This window comes from Halomonas zincidurans B6 (genome assembly GCF_000731955.1).
Classification (GTDB): Bacteria; Pseudomonadota; Gammaproteobacteria; order Pseudomonadales; family Halomonadaceae; genus Modicisalibacter; species Modicisalibacter zincidurans.
This window is the reverse complement of sequence record NZ_JNCK01000001.1, coordinates 2941514-2960899: the sequence shown is the minus strand read 5'-3', so window position 1 is coordinate 2960899 and position 19386 is coordinate 2941514. Positions and strand designations below refer to the sequence as shown.

General features: G+C 60.8%; 12 protein-coding genes, 6 tRNA genes and 3 rRNA genes. 20 read left to right on the top strand and 1 reads right to left on the bottom strand.

The annotated features are described in order from the left end of the window. Nucleotide 1: 1 nt before the first annotated feature. Nucleotides 2-787, bottom strand: coding sequence for a GntR family transcriptional regulator (locus HALZIN_RS0113895; RefSeq protein ID WP_031384797.1), 786 nt, complete (start codon nucleotides 785-787; stop codon nucleotides 2-4). Nucleotides 788-1111: 324 nt separating this feature from the next. Between HALZIN_RS0113895 and lldD the strand changes: the two genes are divergently transcribed. The 20 genes from lldD to rpoB all read left to right on the top strand — a co-directional run bounded on the left by lldD (nucleotide 1112) and on the right by rpoB (nucleotide 19362). Beyond that, complete coding sequence (lldD, locus tag HALZIN_RS0113890) at nucleotides 1112-2266, top strand: FMN-dependent L-lactate dehydrogenase LldD (RefSeq protein WP_031384796.1); 1155 nt, start codon at nucleotides 1112-1114, stop codon at nucleotides 2264-2266. A 707-nt stretch (nucleotides 2267-2973) separates the two neighbouring features. Continuing rightward, nucleotides 2974-4528 (top strand): 16S ribosomal RNA (locus tag HALZIN_RS0113885). 94 nt (nucleotides 4529-4622) lie between these two features. Then, nucleotides 4623-4699 (top strand) — tRNA-Ile (locus tag HALZIN_RS0113880). 207 nt (nucleotides 4700-4906) lie between these two features. After that, nucleotides 4907-4982: transfer RNA gene (locus HALZIN_RS0113875), tRNA-Ala, on the top strand. A gap of 242 nt (nucleotides 4983-5224) precedes the next feature. Next, nucleotides 5225-8318, top strand: a 23S ribosomal RNA gene (locus tag HALZIN_RS0113870). Between the two features lie 133 nt (nucleotides 8319-8451). After that, nucleotides 8452-8567 (top strand): 5S ribosomal RNA (gene rrf, locus HALZIN_RS0113865). Together the 16S, 23S and 5S rRNA genes with 2 tRNA genes alongside form the textbook arrangement of a ribosomal RNA operon. Nucleotides 8568-8805: 238 nt before the next feature. Then, nucleotides 8806-9021 (top strand): TonB-dependent receptor, encoded by a 216-nt coding sequence (locus tag HALZIN_RS0113860; protein WP_236254993.1) that lies wholly within the window; start codon nucleotides 8806-8808, stop codon nucleotides 9019-9021. A 157-nt stretch (nucleotides 9022-9178) separates the two neighbouring features. Then, nucleotides 9179-10159, top strand: coding sequence for a biotin--[acetyl-CoA-carboxylase] ligase (locus HALZIN_RS0113855; RefSeq protein ID WP_031384794.1), 981 nt, complete (start codon nucleotides 9179-9181; stop codon nucleotides 10157-10159). Beyond that, nucleotides 10156-10995 carry a type III pantothenate kinase gene (locus HALZIN_RS0113850; protein ID WP_031384793.1) on the top strand — a complete coding sequence of 280 codons (840 nt, stop codon included), beginning with the start codon at nucleotides 10156-10158 and terminating at the stop codon, nucleotides 10993-10995. The genes HALZIN_RS0113855 and HALZIN_RS0113850 overlap by 4 nt, the downstream gene beginning before the upstream one ends. A gap of 127 nt (nucleotides 10996-11122) precedes the next feature. Beyond that, nucleotides 11123-11206 (top strand) — tRNA-Tyr (locus HALZIN_RS0113845). A 48-nt stretch (nucleotides 11207-11254) separates the two neighbouring features. Then, nucleotides 11255-11328 (top strand) — tRNA-Gly (locus HALZIN_RS0113840). Nucleotides 11329-11368: 40 nt separating this feature from the next. Further along, nucleotides 11369-11443 (top strand) — tRNA-Thr (locus HALZIN_RS0113835). 142 nt (nucleotides 11444-11585) lie between these two features. Next, nucleotides 11586-11661, top strand: a tRNA-Trp gene (locus HALZIN_RS0113830). Between the two features lie 74 nt (nucleotides 11662-11735). After that, nucleotides 11736-12104, top strand: coding sequence for a preprotein translocase subunit SecE (secE, locus tag HALZIN_RS0113825; protein ID WP_031384792.1), 369 nt, complete (start codon nucleotides 11736-11738; stop codon nucleotides 12102-12104). Nucleotides 12105-12112: 8 nt separating this feature from the next. Beyond that, nucleotides 12113-12646 (top strand): transcription termination/antitermination protein NusG, encoded by a 534-nt coding sequence (nusG, locus tag HALZIN_RS0113820; protein WP_031384791.1) that lies wholly within the window; start codon nucleotides 12113-12115, stop codon nucleotides 12644-12646. Between the two features lie 90 nt (nucleotides 12647-12736). Beyond that, the gene (gene rplK / locus HALZIN_RS0113815) at nucleotides 12737-13168 is read left to right on the top strand and encodes a 50S ribosomal protein L11 (protein ID WP_031384790.1); all 432 of its coding nucleotides are present in this window, start codon (nucleotides 12737-12739) and stop codon (nucleotides 13166-13168) included. Between the two features lie 2 nt (nucleotides 13169-13170). After that, nucleotides 13171-13863, top strand: coding sequence for a 50S ribosomal protein L1 (gene rplA / locus HALZIN_RS0113810; RefSeq protein WP_031384789.1), 693 nt, complete (start codon nucleotides 13171-13173; stop codon nucleotides 13861-13863). 210 nt (nucleotides 13864-14073) lie between these two features. Further along, on the top strand, nucleotides 14074-14577 hold the full coding sequence (rplJ, locus tag HALZIN_RS0113805) for a 50S ribosomal protein L10 (RefSeq protein WP_031384788.1): 504 nt from the start codon (nucleotides 14074-14076) through the stop codon (nucleotides 14575-14577). Between the two features lie 90 nt (nucleotides 14578-14667). Then, nucleotides 14668-15039, top strand: a complete 372-nt coding sequence (gene rplL, locus HALZIN_RS0113800) for a 50S ribosomal protein L7/L12 (protein ID WP_031384787.1) — start codon at nucleotides 14668-14670, stop codon at nucleotides 15037-15039. A gap of 246 nt (nucleotides 15040-15285) precedes the next feature. Beyond that, nucleotides 15286-19362, top strand: coding sequence for a DNA-directed RNA polymerase subunit beta (rpoB, locus tag HALZIN_RS0113795; RefSeq protein WP_031384786.1), 4077 nt, complete (start codon nucleotides 15286-15288; stop codon nucleotides 19360-19362). Nucleotides 19363-19386 lie beyond the last annotated feature (24 nt).

The following is a 19386-nucleotide window of genomic DNA, read 5'->3' as shown; positions in this document are numbered from 1 at the left end:
CTCATTCGCTGCGCTCGGGCAGGGCGTGGCTGCGGCGCAGGGCGCGCTGGGCCCGGGTTTCGGCACGCTCCAGCTCGTAAAGGCCCTGCTCGACGAAGGCCAGGTGTTCGTGCGCCCGCGCCTGTGCCTCCTCGGCACGGCCTTCGAGAATCGCCTCGAGCAGCGCGCGGTGCTGGTTCATCAATTGCTCGCGCGAGCCGGGGCGCTCGAACAGGTGAACGAGGCTCGAGGCGATGCTCTTCTCCAGCAGGTGAAAGATGCCGCGGATGGTGTGCAGCAACAGCACGTTGTGACCGGACTCGGCGATCGCCAGGTGGAAGGCGGCGTCGGCCTTGGCTTCGCGGTACGGGTCGTCCTGCAGCGTCGGCTCGGCGTAGCAGGTCTCGAGCTCCGTGAAGCGTCGCTTGAGCAACCGCTTGTCGGCGGGGGTCGAGCGCAACGCGGCATAGTAGGCGGAGAGCCCTTCGAGGGCGTCGCGGAACTCGAGCAGGTCGAGGTGAAATTCATCATGCCGCGAGAGCATTTCAAGCAGAGGGTCGCTATAGCCGCTCTTCAGCTCGTCGTTGACGAAGGTGCCGCCGCCCTGGCGACTGTTAAGCAGGCCGCGGGCGGCGAGTTTCTGGATCGCCTCACGCAGCGAGGGCCGCGACACGCCGAAGCGCTCGGCGAGCTCGCGCTCCGGGGGCAGGCGTTGCCCCGGTGCGAGGCTGCCTTCGAGAATCATCGATTCCAGACGCTCGGTGATGACATCGGCGATGCGTGGCTGGCGAACCGGCTGATAGACCATGCGCTGCTCTCGTGATTGATGATTGATGGCCCGCAGGTAAAGGCCCGGAAAATTATCTCAGAAGATCATCTCGACCGTGCGGTTAGAATGGCTTGGCCGCCGCCTGGCTCGTTGAGGGCGATTAGTTATGCGCCACCAGAGTATAAGCGCCATCCCCGTCACGACGGCACTGGTTGACTCTTTCAAGGACTTGACCATAAGGTGCTGTTAAAGCCAATTGTAAATTGGTATTACCAATTATCCGGATGAGATGGGTACTCTCTCGGCCGCCATGAATTCTGCGGTGCCACTCATCGATAGCGCATCCACTGCACAGGGCTCGCCATGATCATTTCAGCGTCCACGGACTACCGCCAAGCCGCCAGGCGCCGCATCCCGCCGTTTCTTTTTCACTATGCCGACGGGGGCGCTTACGCCGAGTATACGCTGCAACGTAATGTCGAGGATCTCGCCGGTATCGCGTTGCGCCAGCGTGTACTGAAGGACATGTCCTCCCTGTCGCTGGAGACCGAGCTGTTCGGTGAGACCCTGGCCATGCCCGTTGCTCTGGCGCCGGTGGGACTGGCGGGCATGTACGCCCGTCGGGGCGAAGTGCAGGCGGCGCGGGCCGCGGCAAGCAAAGGCGTGCCGTTCACGCTGTCGACGGTCTCGGTATGCGCCATCGACGAGGTGGCCTCGGCAGTCGATCGTCCGATCTGGTTCCAGCTCTATGTGCTGAAGGACAGGGGGTTCATGCAGCATGTCTTGGAGCGAGCCAAGGCCGCCGGCGTCAAGACGCTCGTCTTCACGGTCGACATGCCGGTGCCGGGGGCGCGTTATCGCGATGCCCATTCCGGCATGAGCGGCAAGCACGCGGCGATTCGGCGAATGCTTCAGGCCGTGACGCATCCTTTCTGGGCCTGGGATGTGGGCATTCATGGCCGCCCGCATGACCTCGGCAACGTCTCGGCTTATCGTGGCCAACCGACGGAGCTCGAGGACTACATCGCCTGGCTCGGCCAGAATTTCGATCCGGCCATCTCCTGGAAGGATCTGGAGTGGATTCGCGAATTCTGGGACGGCCCGATGATCATCAAGGGGATACTCGATCCCGAGGACGCCCGTGATGCCGTGCGCTTCGGCGCGGATGGCATCGTCGTTTCCAATCATGGCGGCCGCCAGCTTGACGGGGTTCTTTCCAGCGCGCGCGCCTTGCCGGCCATCGCTGATGCGGTCAAGGGTGAGCTGACCATTCTGGCCGATTCCGGCGTGCGCAATGGACTCGACGTTGTGCGGATGATCGCCCTGGGCGCCGATACCGTATTGCTGGGGCGTGCTTTCATCTATGCGCTCGCAACCGCTGGTGAGTCCGGTGTTGCCCATCTGCTCGAGCTGTTCGAAAAGGAAATGCGGGTCGCGATGACGCTCACGGGGGCGCGCAGCATCGCCGAGCTGGGGCCGGATTCGCTGGTTGCGGCCTCGAGCCGCGACATCGTTTGAACGCCGTTAGTCCAGTCTCGGCACGATGCGGGCCTTGAACAGGGCGACGTTTCTGAAGGGAATTCGCGGCGCCGACGACATTCGAACCGGCGGCGAGCACTGAGATCCTCTGGCTGCAAGAGAGATAAGCATTGCGGATATGCGGCCTGGCCGTGGCATGCATGGCTGGGTCAGCTGTCAGTATAGGTGAATCGGCCATGTCGAAACGGATTGCGACCTTGGTCGCAAAAAATGCTTGCGTTCGCCACCATCGATCCGTAAAGTACGCATCCGCTGCCGACGACGCACCGCGTCGCGGGCGGTGATTCGAGAAGCAAGTGGTTGTTTCGTGAGAGGTTTTTGAAGGCGTTCGAATGGATTGGGATTGCCGAAAACGCTCACGGACACTACACTGCCCTCGCGTTTCGGGCTGGGTCCGGCGCTCTGGATTGAGCGCGCGATGGGCTCGACCCGGCGCTTGACAGCGCGGCCCGGATCGGTAGAATACGCCTTCCTCGCAGGGCGCTGGCGAGCCACCCCGGTGGTGCGACGGCACAGCGAGACGCTCTTTAACAATCGATCAGGTAATTCATGTGGGCGCTTGTCCGATACGTGGTGACAAGTCACCAAGTATCAAGGCAAGCGACTCGTCAGAGATCTTCGGATCTTTTTGAGAACGTTTGAACCTTGAGCCAAGATTTGTCCGCTTAACGGACATCTATGATTTTAAACTGAAGAGTTTGATCATGGCTCAGATTGAACGCTGGCGGCAGGCTTAACACATGCAAGTCGAGCGGTAACGGGTCCAGCTTGCTGGATGCCGACGAGCGGCGGACGGGTGAGTAATGCATAGGAATCTGCCCAGTCGTGGGGGATAACCTGGGGAAACCCAGGCTAATACCGCATACGTCCTACGGGAGAAAGCGGGGGCTTCGTGTTCTTCGGAATGGGGACCTCGCGCGATTGGATGAGCCTATGTCGGATTAGCTGGTTGGTGAGGTAACGGCTCACCAAGGCGACGATCCGTAGCTGGTCTGAGAGGATGATCAGCCACACCGGGACTGAGACACGGCCCGGACTCCTACGGGAGGCAGCAGTGGGGAATATTGGACAATGGGCGCAAGCCTGATCCAGCCATGCCGCGTGTGTGAAGAAGGCTTTCGGGTTGTAAAGCACTTTCAGTGGGGAAGAAGGCCTGGCGGTCAATACCCGCCAGGGACGACATCACCCACAGAAGAAGCACCGGCTAACTCCGTGCCAGCAGCCGCGGTAATACGGAGGGTGCGAGCGTTAATCGGAATTACTGGGCGTAAAGCGCGCGTAGGCGGCCAAGTAAGCCGGTTGTGAAAGCCCCGGGCTCAACCTGGGAATGGCATCCGGAACTGGTTGGCTAGAGTGCAGGAGAGGAAGGTAGAATTCCCGGTGTAGCGGTGAAATGCGTAGAGATCGGGAGGAATACCAGTGGCGAAGGCGGCCTTCTGGACTGACACTGACGCTGAGGTGCGAAAGCATGGGTAGCAAACAGGATTAGATACCCTGGTAGTCCATGCCGTAAACGATGTCGACTAGCCGTTGGGTCCCTTGAGGACTTGGTGGCGCAGTTAACGCGATAAGTCGACCGCCTGGGGAGTACGGCCGCAAGGTTAAAACTCAAATGAATTGACGGGGGCCCGCACAAGCGGTGGAGCATGTGGTTTAATTCGATGCAACGCGAAGAACCTTACCTACCCTTGACATCCTGCGAACCCACCGGAGACGGCGGGGTGCCTTCGGGAGCGCAGAGACAGGTGCTGCATGGCTGTCGTCAGCTCGTGTTGTGAAATGTTGGGTTAAGTCCCGTAACGAGCGCAACCCTTGTCCTTATTTGCCAGCGAGTAACGTCGGGAACTCTAAGGAGACTGCCGGTGACAAACCGGAGGAAGGTGGGGACGACGTCAAGTCATCATGGCCCTTACGGGTAGGGCTACACACGTGCTACAATGGCCGGTACAAAGGGTTGCCATCCCGCGAGGGGGCGCCAATCTCATAAAGCCGGTCTCAGTCCGGATCGGAGTCTGCAACTCGACTCCGTGAAGTCGGAATCGCTAGTAATCGTGAATCAGAATGTCACGGTGAATACGTTCCCGGGCCTTGTACACACCGCCCGTCACACCATGGGAGTGGACTGCACCAGAAGTGGTTAGCTTAACCTTCGGGAGAGCGATCACCACGGTGTGGTTCATGACTGGGGTGAAGTCGTAACAAGGTAGCCGTAGGGGAACCTGCGGCTGGATCACCTCCTTAATCGACGCGTCATCGCGTTCGGTCAAGCGCTCACAATGAATTACCTGATCGGCCAGAGCAACGACTGTTTGGGTTGAGACCCAGCGTGACCATTGGGTCTGTAGCTCAGTTGGTTAGAGCGCACCCCTGATAAGGGTGAGGTCGGCAGTTCGAGTCTGCCCAGACCCACCATTCTCTCGCTCGGTTGGTTAGAGCGCCCCCCTGGGGTTGAATAACCTGGGGTTGAATAAAGAGAAGGGTGAGGTCGCGGGGGTTGTTCGAGTCTGCCCAGACCCACCAGCAAAGCTGTAAGCTTGAAGCTATAAGCTGTAAGAAAATCCCTGAAGTCTTGGGTGGGTTTCTTAAAGCTTACGGCTTACCGCTTAAAGCTAGTGTTCAGGGGCCTTAGCTCAGCTGGGAGAGCGCCTGCCTTGCACGCAGGAGGTCACCGGTTCGATCCCGGTAGGCTCCACCATCTCAAGCTTTAAGCCTGAAGCTATAAGCTGTAAGAGACCCCAACAGTCAAATCGCCGTAAGCATTAAGCCGTGAGCTTTAAGTCAGCCCTGGGTTTTGGGTGTAACTTACAGCTTAGGGCTTAAAGCTTCCAGCTTTAACTGCTCTTTAACAATGTGAATCAAGCTGACAAATTTGAGATACGACTCAAGCGTATCCGGCAATTGTCGTGTGAAATCGCACCAGACCCCTTGGGGTTATAGGGTCAAGCGATTAAGCGCATACGGTGGATGCCTAGGCAGCCAGAGGCGATGAAAGACGTGGAAGCCTGCGATAAGGCTCGGTGAGGTGGCAAACGACCTGTGACCCGGGCATGTCTGAATGGGGAAACCCACCCAGCACAAGCTGGGTATCCCACCCTGAATCCATAGGGGTGGGAGGCGAACCGGGGGAACTGAAACATCTAAGTACCCCGAGGAAAAGAAATCAACCGAGATTCCCCCAGTAGCGGCGAGCGACCGGGGAGCAGCCCTTAAGCGTCATGATTGATAGGCGAACGCGTTGGGAAGCGCGGCCATAGCGGGTGATAGCCCCGTAGCCGAAATCCGAGTGACGTGAAATCGAGTAAGTCGGGGCACGAGAAACCTTGACTGAAGACGGGGGGACCATCCTCCAAGGCTAAATACTCCTGGCTGACCGATAGTGAACCAGTACCGTGAGGGAAAGGCGAAAAGAACCCCGGCGAGGGGAGTGAAATAGATCCTGAAACCGTATGCGTACAAGCAGTGGGAGCCCCATCACTAAGCTTCTTCGTGATGTGGACCTGTCATGGCGTCCGCTTGGCGGTTAACGTTGCCTGCAACGTTCAACCGCACCAATCGAGCAGAGGTGGCTTAGTGATGGGGTGACCGCGTACCTTTTGTATAATGGGTCAGCGACTTATATTCAGTGGCGAGCTTAACCGAGTAGGGGAGGCGTAGGGAAACCGAGTCTTAACTGGGCGACCAGTCGCTGGATATAGACCCGAAACCGGGCGATCTATCCATGGCCAGGGTGAAGGTTGAGTAACATCAACTGGAGGCCCGAACCCAAGTATGTTGAAAAATGCTGGGATGAGCTGTGGATCGGAGTGAAAGGCTAATCAAGCTCGGAGATAGCTGGTTCTCCTCGAAAGCTATTTAGGTAGCGCCTCACGTATCACCGCCGGGGGTAGAGCACTGTTTCGGCTAGGGGCCCATCCCGGGTTACCAAACCGAGGCAAACTCCGAATACCGGTGAGTGCAGCGTGGGAGACACACAGCGGGTGCTAACGTCCGTTGTGAAAAGGGAAACAACCCAGACCGTCAGCTAAGGTCCCGAAATCCTGGTTAAGTGGGAAACGAGGTGGGAAGGCTTAGACAGCTAGGAGGTTGGCTTAGAAGCAGCCATCCTTTAAAGAAAGCGTAATAGCTCACTAGTCGAGTCGGCCTGCGCGGAAGATGTAACGGGGCTAAACCAGGTACCGAAGCTACGGGTGAGCATGCATCACTTGATACTATTCGCTGGGCGTCGCGAAGCGACGTCCAAGCCCTCCCGAACGTCGAGTCGGGAAGGTGGGATAGAGTGGTATCAAGGATGCATGCTCGCGGTAGAGGAGCGTCGTGTACGCCGATGAAGGTTCGTTGAGAAGCGAGCTGGAGGTATCACGAGTGCGAATGCTGACATGAGTAACGACAAGGGATGTGAAAACCATCCCCGCCGGAAGACCCAGGGTTTCTGTTCGACGTCAATCGGAGCAGAGTGAGTCGGCCCCTAAGGCGAGGCCGAAAGGCGTAGTCGATGGGAAACGGGTTAATATTCCCGTACCTCACGTGATTGCGATGGGGGGACGAAGAAGGCTAGGTGAGCCGGGCGTTGGTAGCCCCGGTGAAAGTGCGTAGGCAAGTGACTCAGGTAAATCCGGGTCGCTCTTTCAAAGAGAATGCCGAGACACGAGACGAACAGACTACGGTCTGGAAGTCATTGATGCCACGCTTCCAAGAAAAGCCTCTAAGCGTCAGATCACGCGAGACCGTACCCCAAACCGACACAGGTGGTCAGGGTGAGAATCCTAAGGCGCTTGAGAGAACTCGGGTGAAGGAACTAGGCAAAATGGTGCCGTAACTTCGGGAGAAGGCACGCCGGCGTCAGGTGAACACCCTTGCGGTGGGAGCCGAGGCCGGTCGCAGAGTCCAGGTGGCTGCAACTGTTTATTAAAAACACAGCACTCTGCTAACGCGTAAGCGGACGTATAGGGTGTGACGCCTGCCCGGTGCCGGAAGGTTAAGTGATGGTGTTAGCGCTTGCGCGAAGCTCTTGATCGAAGCCCCGGTAAACGGCGGCCGTAACTATAACGGTCCTAAGGTAGCGAAATTCCTTGTCGGGTAAGTTCCGACCTGCACGAATGGCGTAATGATGGCCACGCTGTCTCCACCCGAGACTCAGTGAAATTGAAATCGCCGTGAAGATGCGGTGTACCCGCGGCTAGACGGAAAGACCCCGTGAACCTTTACTATAGCTTCACACTGGACGCTGATGTTGCCTGTGTAGGATAGCTGGGAGGCTTGGAAACCCGGACGCCAGTTCGGGTGGAGCCACCCTTGAAATACCAGCCTGGCATCATTGGCGTTCTAACTTGGCACCGTGATCCGGTGTGAGGACAGTGTGTGGTGGGTAGTTTGACTGGGGCGGTCTCCTCCCAAAGCGTAACGGAGGAGCACGAAGGTACCCTCAGCACGGTTGGAAATCGTGCAGTGAGTGCAAGAGCATAAGGGTGCTTAACTGCGAGACAGACACGTCGAGCAGATACGAAAGTAGGTTCTAGTGATCCGGTGGTTCTGCATGGAAGGGCCATCGCTCAACGGATAAAAGGTACTCCGGGGATAACAGGCTGATACCGCCCAAGAGTTCACATCGACGGCGGTGTTTGGCACCTCGATGTCGGCTCATCACATCCTGGGGCTGAAGTCGGTCCCAAGGGTATGGCTGTTCGCCATTTAAAGTGGTACGCGAGCTGGGTTTAGAACGTCGTGAGACAGTTCGGTCCCTATCTGCCGTGGGCGTCGGAAGTTTGAGAAGGGCTGCTCCTAGTACGAGAGGACCGGAGTGGACGCACCGCTGGTGTTCCGGTTGTCATGCCAATGGCATTGCCGGGTAGCTATGTGCGGACGGGATAACCGCTGAAAGCATCTAAGCGGGAAGCCCCCTTCAAGATGAGACTTCCCTGGGGCCTTGCGCCCCCTGAAGGACCCTCGAAGACGACGAGGTTGATAGGCGCGGTGTGGACGTGCGGCAACGCATTGAGCTAACGCGTACTAATGGTCCGTGAGGCTTGACCCTATAACACCCAAGGGGCCTGAACCGGCCCATGGGCGAGAACACACGACGGATACGCGAGTCGCCTCAACCAGCTTGATTCACCGTGTCAAGACCAGGTAGCGGGACGTTGTCACGACAGCGTGCCACAGTTACGCCTGACGACCATAGCGAGCGGGTCCCACCTGACCCCATGCCGAACTCAGCCGTGAAACCGCTCAGCGCCGATGGTAGTGTGGGGCTTCCCCATGCGAGAGTAGGTCATCGTCAGGCATCTTCACGAAAAGCCCCCGGGATAACCCGGGGGCTTTTTTTATGTCCTGTGTGATCGGTTATACGTATTTTCTAATCTAAAAAATAATTATTATCGTTGAGATGGCGTTCTCGATTCCTTACCATGCACTGCAAGCAAGGTATCAAGCGGTCATAGGACTCGAGGACAATAAATGAGAGCCAAGCAACTACCCAGGAAAACCGCAGCGTCGACGTGATGGGCAGCGTCAGTTTCCAGTTGACTAAGGACACGACACTCGACCTGACGGCGAGCGAAGACACTCGCTTCGGCACCCTCAGCCTGGGCGTGAGCAACCTGCTGGACAAGCAGTCCTCGACGGTGTGGGGACAGCGTGCGGCGATGTTCTACTCGCCCCGCTACGGCCCCGAGTACCTCTACGATTACCAGGGGCGCGGGCGGACCTATACTCTGAGCTGGTCTTACGAATACTGAAAAGCGCGTCAGGCAAGCGGATGAGGCTTGATCGTTGTGGCGGTGTCGGGGAACCAATGCCGCCTTTTTGCGCCTGGAGACTGCCACTTTAGCCGTTGCCGTTTCCGCGGGTGAGTGCCTTCCGCTAAAATGGCGGTTTTCCCGACGGATGATGCGCATGACCATCGGTGATCTGATCCGGCTGCTGGGCGATGGCGGCTACCATTCCGGCGAACAGCTCGGTATACGGTTCGGCGTATCGCGGACCGCCATCTGGAAGCAGCTCAAGAAGCTGGAGGCGCTGGATATTCCGCTGGAGGCGGTCAAGGGGCGCGGCTATCGACTCTCGCGGCCACTCGAGCTGCTTGATGGTCAAGCGATCATCGCCGAGCTGCCGCGCGACTCACGGCGCCATCTGGTGCGGCTGTTCGTCGAGGAGACGCTGCCCTCGACCAACCAGTTCCTGCGCGAGCGTTTTGCCCAGGGCGCGGGTCATGCCGAGGTGTGTCTGGCGGAAAATCAGAATGCCGGGCGTGGCCGGCGCGGGCGAAGCTGGGCCAGCCCATGGGGGCGTAGTTTGCTGTTGTCGATCGGCTGGCGATTCGAAGGCGGCGCGGCGGCCCTAGAAGGTCTTAGCCTGGCGGTCGGCGTGGTGCTTGCGCAGGTGCTCGAGCGTCATGGTCTGGAGGTGGCGCTCAAGTGGCCCAACGATGTCCTGCTCAAGCAGGATGGGGCGCTCTGCAAGCTGGCGGGGATTCTGCTTGAGGTCAGCGGCGACGCCCAGGGCCCCTGCGAGGTGGTGATCGGCATCGGACTCAACGTATTTCTGCCGGATGCGCTTCGCGCGCGTGTCGACCAGCCAATTGCCGCGGTCGCCGACCAGGCGCCGGGAATTTCCCGCAATGCGCTGGCCGCCGAGCTGCTGGAGGGTCTGCTGGGGCTGCTGGTCGACTTCGAGCAGGAGGGCTTCACGGTGTGGCGGGAGGATTGGAATCAGCGCCACGCGCATGCCGGGCAGACGGTCGATGTGGTCCAGGGGCAGGCCCGATACGCCGCCATTGCCGAGGAGGTCGATGCCGCCGGCAATCTCTGTGTGCGACGCGAGGGCCGCCAGGAGCGTCTCGTGGGCGGTGAAATCAGCGTGCGGGGCCGCTCATGATCCTGGACCTGGATATCGGCAACACGCTTTCCAAGTGGCGCTTGAAGGACGTGGCCAGCAGCGAGATCCGCTCGCGCGGGGCGGTATGGACCCGTGAAGCGTGGCGACCTGGCGCCGATATCCCCGACCTTGACGTGGTTAGCACGGTGCGGATTTCCAGCGTCGCCCGGCGCGCTGTCCTGGAGGAGACCGTGGCTCTGCTGCGACGCCAGGTCGGGGTGGTGCATGTGGCCCACTCAACCCGCGAGGCGCTGGGCGTCAGTTGCGGCTACGAAGAACCGGAGCGGCTCGGCGTCGACCGCTGGATGGGCGCGTTGGCGGGCTACCACCTGACGGGGGGGTGTTGTACGGTCGACTGCGGTAGCGCGATCACCATCGATTTCGTGCTTCCCGGTGGCCGTCATCTGGGAGGCTATATCGTGCCCGGACTGCGGCTGATGAAGGATAGCCTCAAGCTCGGCACGCGCAACGTGGCGATCGACCCGGACAGCGAGGCCGACAGCCTGCTGCTGCCGGGAAGAAACACCGCGGCGGCGGTCAATCACGGCATCTTTATGGCCGCCGTCAGTGCCGTGAATCGCATCTACGGCGAAGTCTGCGATCGTGAGGGCGTCGCCCTGCCGCTGCTGATGACCGGTGGCGACGCGCGGGTCGTTTCGCGGGGGCTGCGGGTGCCCCATGCGCTCTGGCCCGACATGGTCTATGCGGGGCTCGAGGCAAGCTTTCCGCTGACTGCCGCCGAGCGTGCCGGGCGATTGTCCGGCGCGCCGCAGGTACCAAGTCCCGCGGGGCTGGAAAAGCTGCGCGCAAGTCTTGCATTGTCGATGCTGCTTTGAAACAATACGCGGCGTTCTGGGGCCGGGCCTTTTGACTCGTCAGTAGTTCAAGTCGCTGTAAAAGCTGAGTTTTGTACAGCAAGGGCTTGACAGTGTTGCCTCAGGCGGTAGAATTAGCCGCCACGTTGGAGGGGTTCCCGAGTGGCCAAAGGGAGCAGACTGTAAATCTGCCGCGAAAGCTTCGAAGGTTCGAATCCTTCCCCCTCCACCAGATTCATGTCGACGCGCTCGTGTCGTGCCGGTAGTGCAGAGTGGGTAGGCGGGCATAGTTCAATGGTAGAACCTCAGCCTTCCAAGCTGATGATGCGGGTTCGATCCCCGCTGCCCGCTCCAGTTATGTGCTGGTGTAGAAGTTGGTTGTAAAGGCGGTTCAGCTCATGTAGCTCAGGGGTAGAGCACACCCTTGGTAAGGGTGAGGTCGACGGTTCAAATCCGTCCATGAGCTCCACATTGCAAAAGGCGAGCGCGAGCTCGCTTTTTGTCTTTCTGCTCAGAGGGGTGGAAAGGGTTGTCAAGGCAAGATGTGTTAGGTATCATTCTGCCCGCTGTAGCGTCACTGCCTGCAATAGGCATTTGCGTTTTCAGAATGCAGGCCAGTAGCTCAATTGGCAGAGCAGCGGTCTCCAAAACCGCAGGTTGGGGGTTCGATTCCCTCCTGGCCTGCCAGTCTTCCCCAGGCTGGCGTCATTCCATATACTTCCGTCTTTTTCGCGTGCTGCGCCTTGAGGAGTTCCATCGTCATGAAGCAAAACGCCGAGGTGCAGAAGTCGCGCCACGATGCTCTCAAGTGGACGGTAGCCGTCATCCTCGCCGCGCTGGCCGTGGTTGGCAACAGTTACTTTGCCGATCAGGCCATGCTCTACCGCGTTCTGGGCGTGGTGGCCCTGGGGCTCGCCGCCGCTGGCGTGGCGCTGACCACCGCCAAGGGGCGGGATCTTATCGAGCTGGCTCGCAGTTCGCGCAAGGAGATCCAGCGCGTCGTCTGGCCCACGCGCCAGGAGACCGTGCAGACGACCATCATCGTGCTGGTCGCCGTGCTGCTGGTGGGGTTGATGCTGTGGCTGATTGACACCCTGTTGGGCTGGGCCATGTCCGGCATCATCGGTTAGGAGATTCCATGTCCAAGCGTTGGTACGTCGTACACGCCTACTCCGGTTTCGAGAAGCATGTCATGCGCTCGCTCATCGAGCGCGTGAAGCTTTATGGCATGGAGGATCAGTTCGGCGAGATCCTGGTGCCGACCGAAGAAGTCGTCGAGATGCGTGACGGCAAGCGGCGCAAGAGCGAGCGCAAGTTCTATCCCGGCTACGTGCTGGTCGAGATGGAAATGAACGACCAGACCTGGCACCTGGTCAATGAAACCCCGCGGGTGATGGGGTTCATTGGCGGCACGCCGGAGAAACCGGCGCCGATCACCCAGAAGGAAGCCGACGGCATCCTGCGCCGCGTGCAGGATGGCACCGACAAGCCGCGACCCAAGACGCTGTTCGAGCCGGGCGAGGCGGTGCGCGTCGTCGACGGCCCGTTCGCCGACTTCAATGGGGTGGTCGAAGAGGTCAACTACGAGAAGAGCCGCCTGCATGTCAGCGTGCTGATCTTCGGTCGCTCGACACCGGTGGAGCTCGAGTTCGCCCAGGTCGAGAAGGACTGACGTCCTTCGCCACCAATTTTTCGTCGGGCCGTCGAGGCGGTCCGCCAATCCGGGGAGCCGCGAGGCGCTACTACCCAACTGGAGTTCATCATGGCTAAGAAAGTCCAGGCCTACATCAAGCTGCAGGTCGCAGCGGGCAAGGCCAATCCGAGTCCCCCCGTGGGCCCCGCGCTGGGTCAGCACGGTGTCAATATCATGGAGTTCTGCAAGGCCTTCAACGCAGAAACCCAGGACATCGAGCCGGGTCTGCCGACGCCGGTGGTGATTACCGTCTACTCCGATCGCAGCTTCACGTTCGTCACCAAGACGCCGCCTGCTGCCGTGCTGCTCAAGAAAGCGGCCGGCATCAAGTCCGGTTCGGGTGAGCCGAACAAGAACAAGGTCGGCACCGTGACCCGCGAGCAGCTCGAAGAGATCGCCAAGACCAAGGAGCCGGACATGACGGCCGGCGATCTCGACGCCGCCGTGCGCACCATCGCCGGCAGCGCCCGCAGCATGGGCCTCAACGTGGAGGGTCTCTGATCATGGCTAAACTGTCCAAGCGCGCGCAGCTGTTCCGCGAGAAAGTCGACGCCTCCAAGGTCTATTCGGTAGACGAGGCCGTGGCATTGCTCTCCGAGCTGTCCAAGGTCAACTTCAAGGAGTCGCTCGACGTCGCCATCAATCTGGGCGTCGATCCGCGTAAATCCGACCAGGTCGTGCGTGGCGCCACCGTCATGCCCAACGGTACCGGCAAGGACGTGCGCGTTGCCGTCTTTACCCAGGGTGCCAACGAGGAAGCGGCCAAGGAAGCCGGTGCCGATATCGTCGGCATGGACGATCTTGCCGAGCAGGTCAAGAAGGGCAATCTGGACTTCGATGTGGTCATCGCCTCTCCCGACGCGATGCGCGTGGTCGGCCAGCTGGGCCAGATCCTCGGTCCGCGCGGCCTGATGCCCAACCCCAAGGTGGGTACCGTGACGCCCGACGTGGCGACCGCGGTCAAGAATGCCAAGGCCGGTCAGGTGCGCTTCCGTACCGACAAGAACGGCATCATTCATTCCACGCTGGGCAAGGTGGATTTCTCGGCCGATGCCATTCGTGGCAACCTCGACGCGCTGGTCAACGACCTCAAGCGCCTCAAGCCGAGCACCTCGAAGGGCATCTACTTCAAGAAAATGACCCTGTCCACGACCATGGGCCCGGGTCTGACCGTCGATCACTCTGCGTATATCTGACGTGTCGTACCAGGCAGTAACTTTGCGGTCCCCGTGCGCTGTTGCGCAGCGCTGGCGGGGCGCCGTCAAAGACCGCAGGCGTCATCCCCGGGTGACTTAATGGCTTAACGGTCGCCTGCGCAGATGGTGCCCCCACCAGTGGGCGGGCGGAGAAGGTAACCACCGGGGCAGTCTTGTTCGCAAGCGCCTCGGCATGAAGGAGTGAACACTGTGCCACTAGGTCTCGAAGGCAAGAAAGCGATAGTTGCTGAGGTCAGTGAGGCAGCGAAGGACGCTCTCTCCGTTGTAGTCGCCGACTCTCGCGGCGTCGATGTGGGCGCAATGACCGTATTGCGCAAGCAGGCTCGCGAGAACGGCGTGCAGATCCGTGTTGTCCGCAACACGCTGGCACGCCGTGCGCTGTCGGGCACTCCCTGGGAGTGCCTGAACGAGACGTTCGTCGGTCCGACCATGCTGGCCTTCTCCTATGAACATCCGGGCGCTGCCGCTCGTCTGTTCAAGGAGTTCGCCAAGAATCAGTCGGACTTCGAAGTCAAGGCGCTGGCCTACGAGGGTGAGTTCATCCCGGCCGTCGATCTCGACCGTCTGGCAACGCTGCCGACACGCGATGAGGCAATCGCCAAGCTGATGTCCGTCATGAAGGAAGCTTCTGCCGGCAAGCTCGTGCGCACCCTCGCTGCGCTGCGCGATCAGAAGCAGGAACAAGCCGCTTAAGGCGCCTGCTTGCCGCAGCCCGAATCGTAGTTCCCGTTATCGAGCGCCGAACCCGCTACGGGGCGCTCCGCAAAGTTTAGGAAAGCAAACATGGCACTGACCAAAGAAGACATCATCAACGCCGTCGCCGACATGTCCGTGATGGAAGTCGCCGAGCTGATCGAAGCGATGGAAGAGAAGTTCGGCGTATCCGCCGCGGCCGCCGTCGTGGCTGGCCCGGGTGGCGGTGAAGCGGTTGTTGAAGAAGAGCAGACCGAGTTCGACCTGGTCCTGACCGCTGCCGGCGACAAGAAAGTCAACGTCATCAAGGTGGTTCGCGAGATCACCGGTCTTGGCCTGAAGGAAGCCAAGGGGGCCGTCGACGGCGCTCCGGCGACCATCAAGGAAGCGATGTCCAAGGACGACGCCGAAGAAGCCAAGAAGAAGCTGGAAGAAGCGGGCGCGTCTGTGGAGCTCAAGTAACCCTTGCGCTCCGAGGCTTCACGCGCTGCGTAAGCTTCCCTGGCTGGTGGCGGGACACCCGCTGCCGGCCTTTTTCTGTTGTTACTAGCGTCCTATCGTGTAGCTAAAACGGCCGATAAGTCGCTAAGCGAATTCCGACGGCGAGCCTCTTGCGGGGGGCTTGCCGTCAGCGCCTGACGGGGTAGCCCCGGCAGGCGGCGCCGACCACGCATCGGTCACCCATGGTGAACAAGCTGGGGAATACAGATGGCTTACTCATACACTGAGAAAAAACGCATCCGCAAGGATTTCGGCAAACTGCCCCAAGTGATGGATGTGCCTTACCTGCTGGCCATCCAGCTTGATTCCTATTACGACTTCCTCCAGCAGGACCGGGCGCCCCAGGAGCGCCTCGAAGTCGGCTTGCATGCCGCCTTCAAGTCCGTGTTCCCGATCGAGAGCTTTTCAGGTAGCGCCGGGCTCGAATATGTCAGCTATCGTTTCGGCACTCCGGCGTTCGACGTCAAGGAGTGCCAGCTGCGCGGCGTAACCTACTCGGCACCGCTGCGGGTCAAGGTTCGACTGATCATCTACGACAAGGAATCGTCGAACAAGGCGATCAAGGACATCAAGGAGCAGGAAGTCTACATGGGGGAAATCCCCCTGATGACGGAGAACGGCACCTTCGTGGTCAACGGCACCGAGCGGGTCATCGTCTCCCAGCTTCACCGCTCGCCGGGCGTGTTCTTCGATCACGACAAGGGCAAGAGCCATTCGTCCGGCAAGCTTTTGTACTCCGCACGGGTCATTCCTTACCGCGGCTCCTGGCTGGACTTCGAGTTCGACCCCAAGGACAACGTCTTCGTGCGTATCGACCGTCGCCGCAAACTGCCGGCGACCGTGCTGCTGCGCGCGCTGGGCATGAGCGCCGAAGAGATCCTCGACATCTTCTTCGACACCAGCACCTTCCACATCGAGAAGTCCGGCTTCTCGGTGGAGCTGGTGCCGTCGCGCCTGCGCGGCGAGACCGCGACCTTCGACATCAAGGACGCCGATGGCAGCCTGATCGTCGAGGAAGGCCGGCGCATCACCCAGAAGCACATCCGTCAGCTGGAAAAGTCGGGCCTCGAGCGCCTCGAGGTGCCGATGGAGTACCTGTACGGCAAGACGCTGGCCAAGGATCAGGTCGATCCCAACACCGGCGAGCTGATCTGCGAGTGCAACAGCGAATTGACCGTCGAGCTACTCGACAAGCTGGCCCAGGCGGGCATCACCCAGCTCGAGACGCTCTACACCAACGACCTGGACTGCGGTTCGTTCATCTCCGACACGCTCAAGCTGGATACCACGCGTTCCGCGCTCGAGGCACTGGTCGAGATCTACCGCATGATGCGCCCCGGCGAGCCGCCCACCAAGGAAGCCGCCGAGACGCTGTTCCACAATCTGTTCTTCACCGAGGACCGCTACGACCTGTCCGGCGTCGGTCGCATGAAGTTCAACCGGCGTCTGCGTCGTGAATCCGACACCGGCCCGGGCGTGCTCGACAACGACGACATCGTTGCGGTGCTCAAGGAGCTGATCAGCATCCGTAACGGCTTCGGCGACGTCGACGACATCGACCACCTCGGCAACCGGCGCATCCGCTGCGTCGGCGAGATGGCCGAGAACCAGTTCCGTGTCGGCCTGGTGCGCGTCGAGCGTGCGGTCAAGGAACGCCTGTCGATGGCCGAGAGCGAAGGCCTGATGCCGCAGGATTTGATCAACGCCAAGCCGGTGGCGGCGGCGGTCAAGGAGTTCTTCGGCTCGAGCCAGCTGTCGCAGTTCATGGACCAGAACAACCCGCTGTCCGAGGTCACCCACAAGCGGCGTGTCTCGGCGCTCGGGCCGGGCGGTCTGACCCGCGAGCGGGCCGGCTTCGAGGTGCGCGACGTTCACGCCACGCACTACGGCCGGCTGTGCCCGATCGAGACCCCGGAAGGGCCGAACATCGGCCTGATCAACTCGCTGGCCACCTACAGTCGCGCCAACAGCTACGGTTTCCTCGAGACGCCGTACCGCAGGGTCGTCGATCGTCAGGTCACCGACGAGATGGTTCACCTGTCGGCGATCGAGGAGGGTGACTTCATCATTGCCCAGGCCTCGGCCACTGTCGACGAGGGCAACAAGCTGGTCGACGATCTGGTGCAGGTCCGCCACCGCGGCGAAACCACCTTCATGGCGCCCGACAAGGTGACCCTGATGGACGTCTCGCCGCGCCAGGTGGTGTCGGTCGCCGCGGCGTTGATTCCGTTCCTCGAGCACGATGACGCCAACCGCGCCCTGATGGGCTCTAACATGCAGCGTCAGGCGGTGCCCACGCTGCGCGCCGACAAGCCGCTGGTGGGTACCGGCATGGAGCGCTTCGTCGCCCGCGATTCCGGCGTGTGTGCCGTGGCCCGGCGCGGCGGGGTGATCGACTCGGTCGACGCCCAGCGAATCGTGGTGCGGATCAACGAGGACGAGATCATCGGCGGCGAAGCCGGCGTCGACATCTACAACCTGACCAAGTACATCCGTTCCAACCAGAACACCTGCATGAACCAGCGCCCGATCGTGCGCCCGGGCGATGCGGTGGCGCGTGGCGACATCCTCGCCGACGGCCCGTCCGTCGACATGGGCGACCTGGCGCTGGGCCAGAACATGCGCATGGCCTTCATGCCCTGGAACGGCTACAACTTCGAGGATTCGATCCTGGTCTCCGAGCGGGTGGTGCAGGAGGATCGCTTCACCAGCATCCACATCCAGGAACTGACCAGCGTTTCGCGCGACACCAAGCTGGGCGCCGAGGAGATCACCTCGGACATTCCCAACGTCGGCGAGTCGGCGCTGTCCAAGCTCGACGAGGCGGGGATCGTCTACATCGGTGCCGAAGTCGGCGCCGGCGATATCCTGGTCGGCAAGGTCACGCCCAAGGGCGAGACCCAGCTGACCCCGGAAGAGAAGCTGCTGCGGGCGATCTTCGGCGAGAAGGCCTCCGACGTGAAAGACACTTCGCTGCGTGCGCCGACCGGCATGAAGGGTACGGTCATCGACGTTCAGGTATTCACCCGCGACGGCGTCGAAAAGGACTCGCGGGCGCTGGCGATCGAGCAGATGCAGCTCGACGAGGTGCGCAAGGACCTGCAGGAGACCTACCGCATCGCCGAGGAGGCGACCTTCGAGCGCTTGAAGCGCGCGCTGTCCGGCCAGGCCGTCAACGGCGGGCCCAAGCTCAAGAAGGGCGACGAGCTGTCCGAGGAGTACCTCGACGAGTTGCCGCGTCAGCAGTGGTTCAAGCTGCGCCTGCAGGATGAAAGCCTGAATGAACTGCTCGCCCAGGCCGACGAACAGCTGGAGAATCGCCGCAAGGAGATGGACGAGCGTTTCGAGGACAAGAAGCGCAAGCTGACCCAAGGTGACGACCTGGCGCCGGGCGTGCTGAAGATCGTCAAGGTCTACCTGGCGGTCAAGCGGCGCATCCAGCCGGGCGACAAGATGGCCGGCCGTCACGGTAACAAGGGCGTCATCTCGGCGATCATGCCGATCGAGGACATGCCGTTCGACGACCAGGGCGAACCGGTCGACGTGGTGCTCAACCCGTTGGGCGTGCCGTCGCGGATGAATGTCGGGCAGATCCTCGAGACCCACCTGGGCATGGCCGCGCGCGGGCTCGGGGTGAAGATCGACGCCATGCTGCGCGACGCCCGCGAACAGCAGGTCGGCGAGATCCGCGAGTTCCTGGGCAAGGTCTACAACACCCAGGGCACCCGTCACGAGGACATCGAGTCGCTGTCCGACGACGAGGTGATCGCCCTGGCCAGGAACCTGCGCGGCGGCGTGCCGATGGCCTCGCCGGTGTTCGACGGCGCCCAGGAGCAGGAGATCAAGGGCCTGCTCAAGCTCGCCGATCTGCCCGACTCGGGCCAGATGACGCTCTACGACGGGCGTACCGGCGAGCAGTTCGACCGTCCGGTGACCGTGGGCTACATGTACATGCTCAAGCTCAACCACCTGGTGGATGACAAGATGCATGCGCGTTCCACCGGTTCCTACTCGCTGGTCACCCAGCAGCCGCTGGGCGGCAAGGCGCAGTTCGGCGGTCAGCGTTTCGGCGAGATGGAGGTGTGGGCGCTCGAGGCGTACGGCGCCGCCTACACCCTGCAGGAGATGCTCACGGTCAAGTCCGACGATGTCGAAGGGCGCACCAAGATGTACAAGAACATCGTCGACGGCGACCACGCCATGCAGGCGGGCATGCCGGAGTCCTTCAACGTGCTGGTGAAGGAAATCCGCTCGCTGGGTATCGATATCGAGCTGGAAGGCTGAACGCCCGACGCTGAACAATGACGG

Excerpts from the sequence above, each read along its gene's own strand:
- HALZIN_RS0113895 (WP_031384797.1), bottom strand. The coding sequence starts at position 787 with ATGGTCTATCAGCCGGTTCGCCAGCCACGCATCGCCGATGTCATCACC.
- lldD (WP_031384796.1), top strand. The coding sequence starts at position 1,112 with ATGATCATTTCAGCGTCCACGGACTACCGCCAAGCCGCCAGGCGCCGC.
- HALZIN_RS0113855 (WP_031384794.1), top strand. The coding sequence starts at position 9,179 with ATGACCATCGGTGATCTGATCCGGCTGCTGGGCGATGGCGGCTACCAT.
- HALZIN_RS0113850 (WP_031384793.1), top strand. The coding sequence starts at position 10,156 with ATGATCCTGGACCTGGATATCGGCAACACGCTTTCCAAGTGGCGCTTG.
- secE (WP_031384792.1), top strand. The coding sequence starts at position 11,736 with ATGAAGCAAAACGCCGAGGTGCAGAAGTCGCGCCACGATGCTCTCAAG.
- nusG (WP_031384791.1), top strand. The coding sequence starts at position 12,113 with ATGTCCAAGCGTTGGTACGTCGTACACGCCTACTCCGGTTTCGAGAAG.
- rplK (WP_031384790.1), top strand. The coding sequence starts at position 12,737 with ATGGCTAAGAAAGTCCAGGCCTACATCAAGCTGCAGGTCGCAGCGGGC.
- rplA (WP_031384789.1), top strand. The coding sequence starts at position 13,171 with ATGGCTAAACTGTCCAAGCGCGCGCAGCTGTTCCGCGAGAAAGTCGAC.
- rplL (WP_031384787.1), top strand. The coding sequence starts at position 14,668 with ATGGCACTGACCAAAGAAGACATCATCAACGCCGTCGCCGACATGTCC.
- rpoB (WP_031384786.1), top strand. The coding sequence starts at position 15,286 with ATGGCTTACTCATACACTGAGAAAAAACGCATCCGCAAGGATTTCGGC.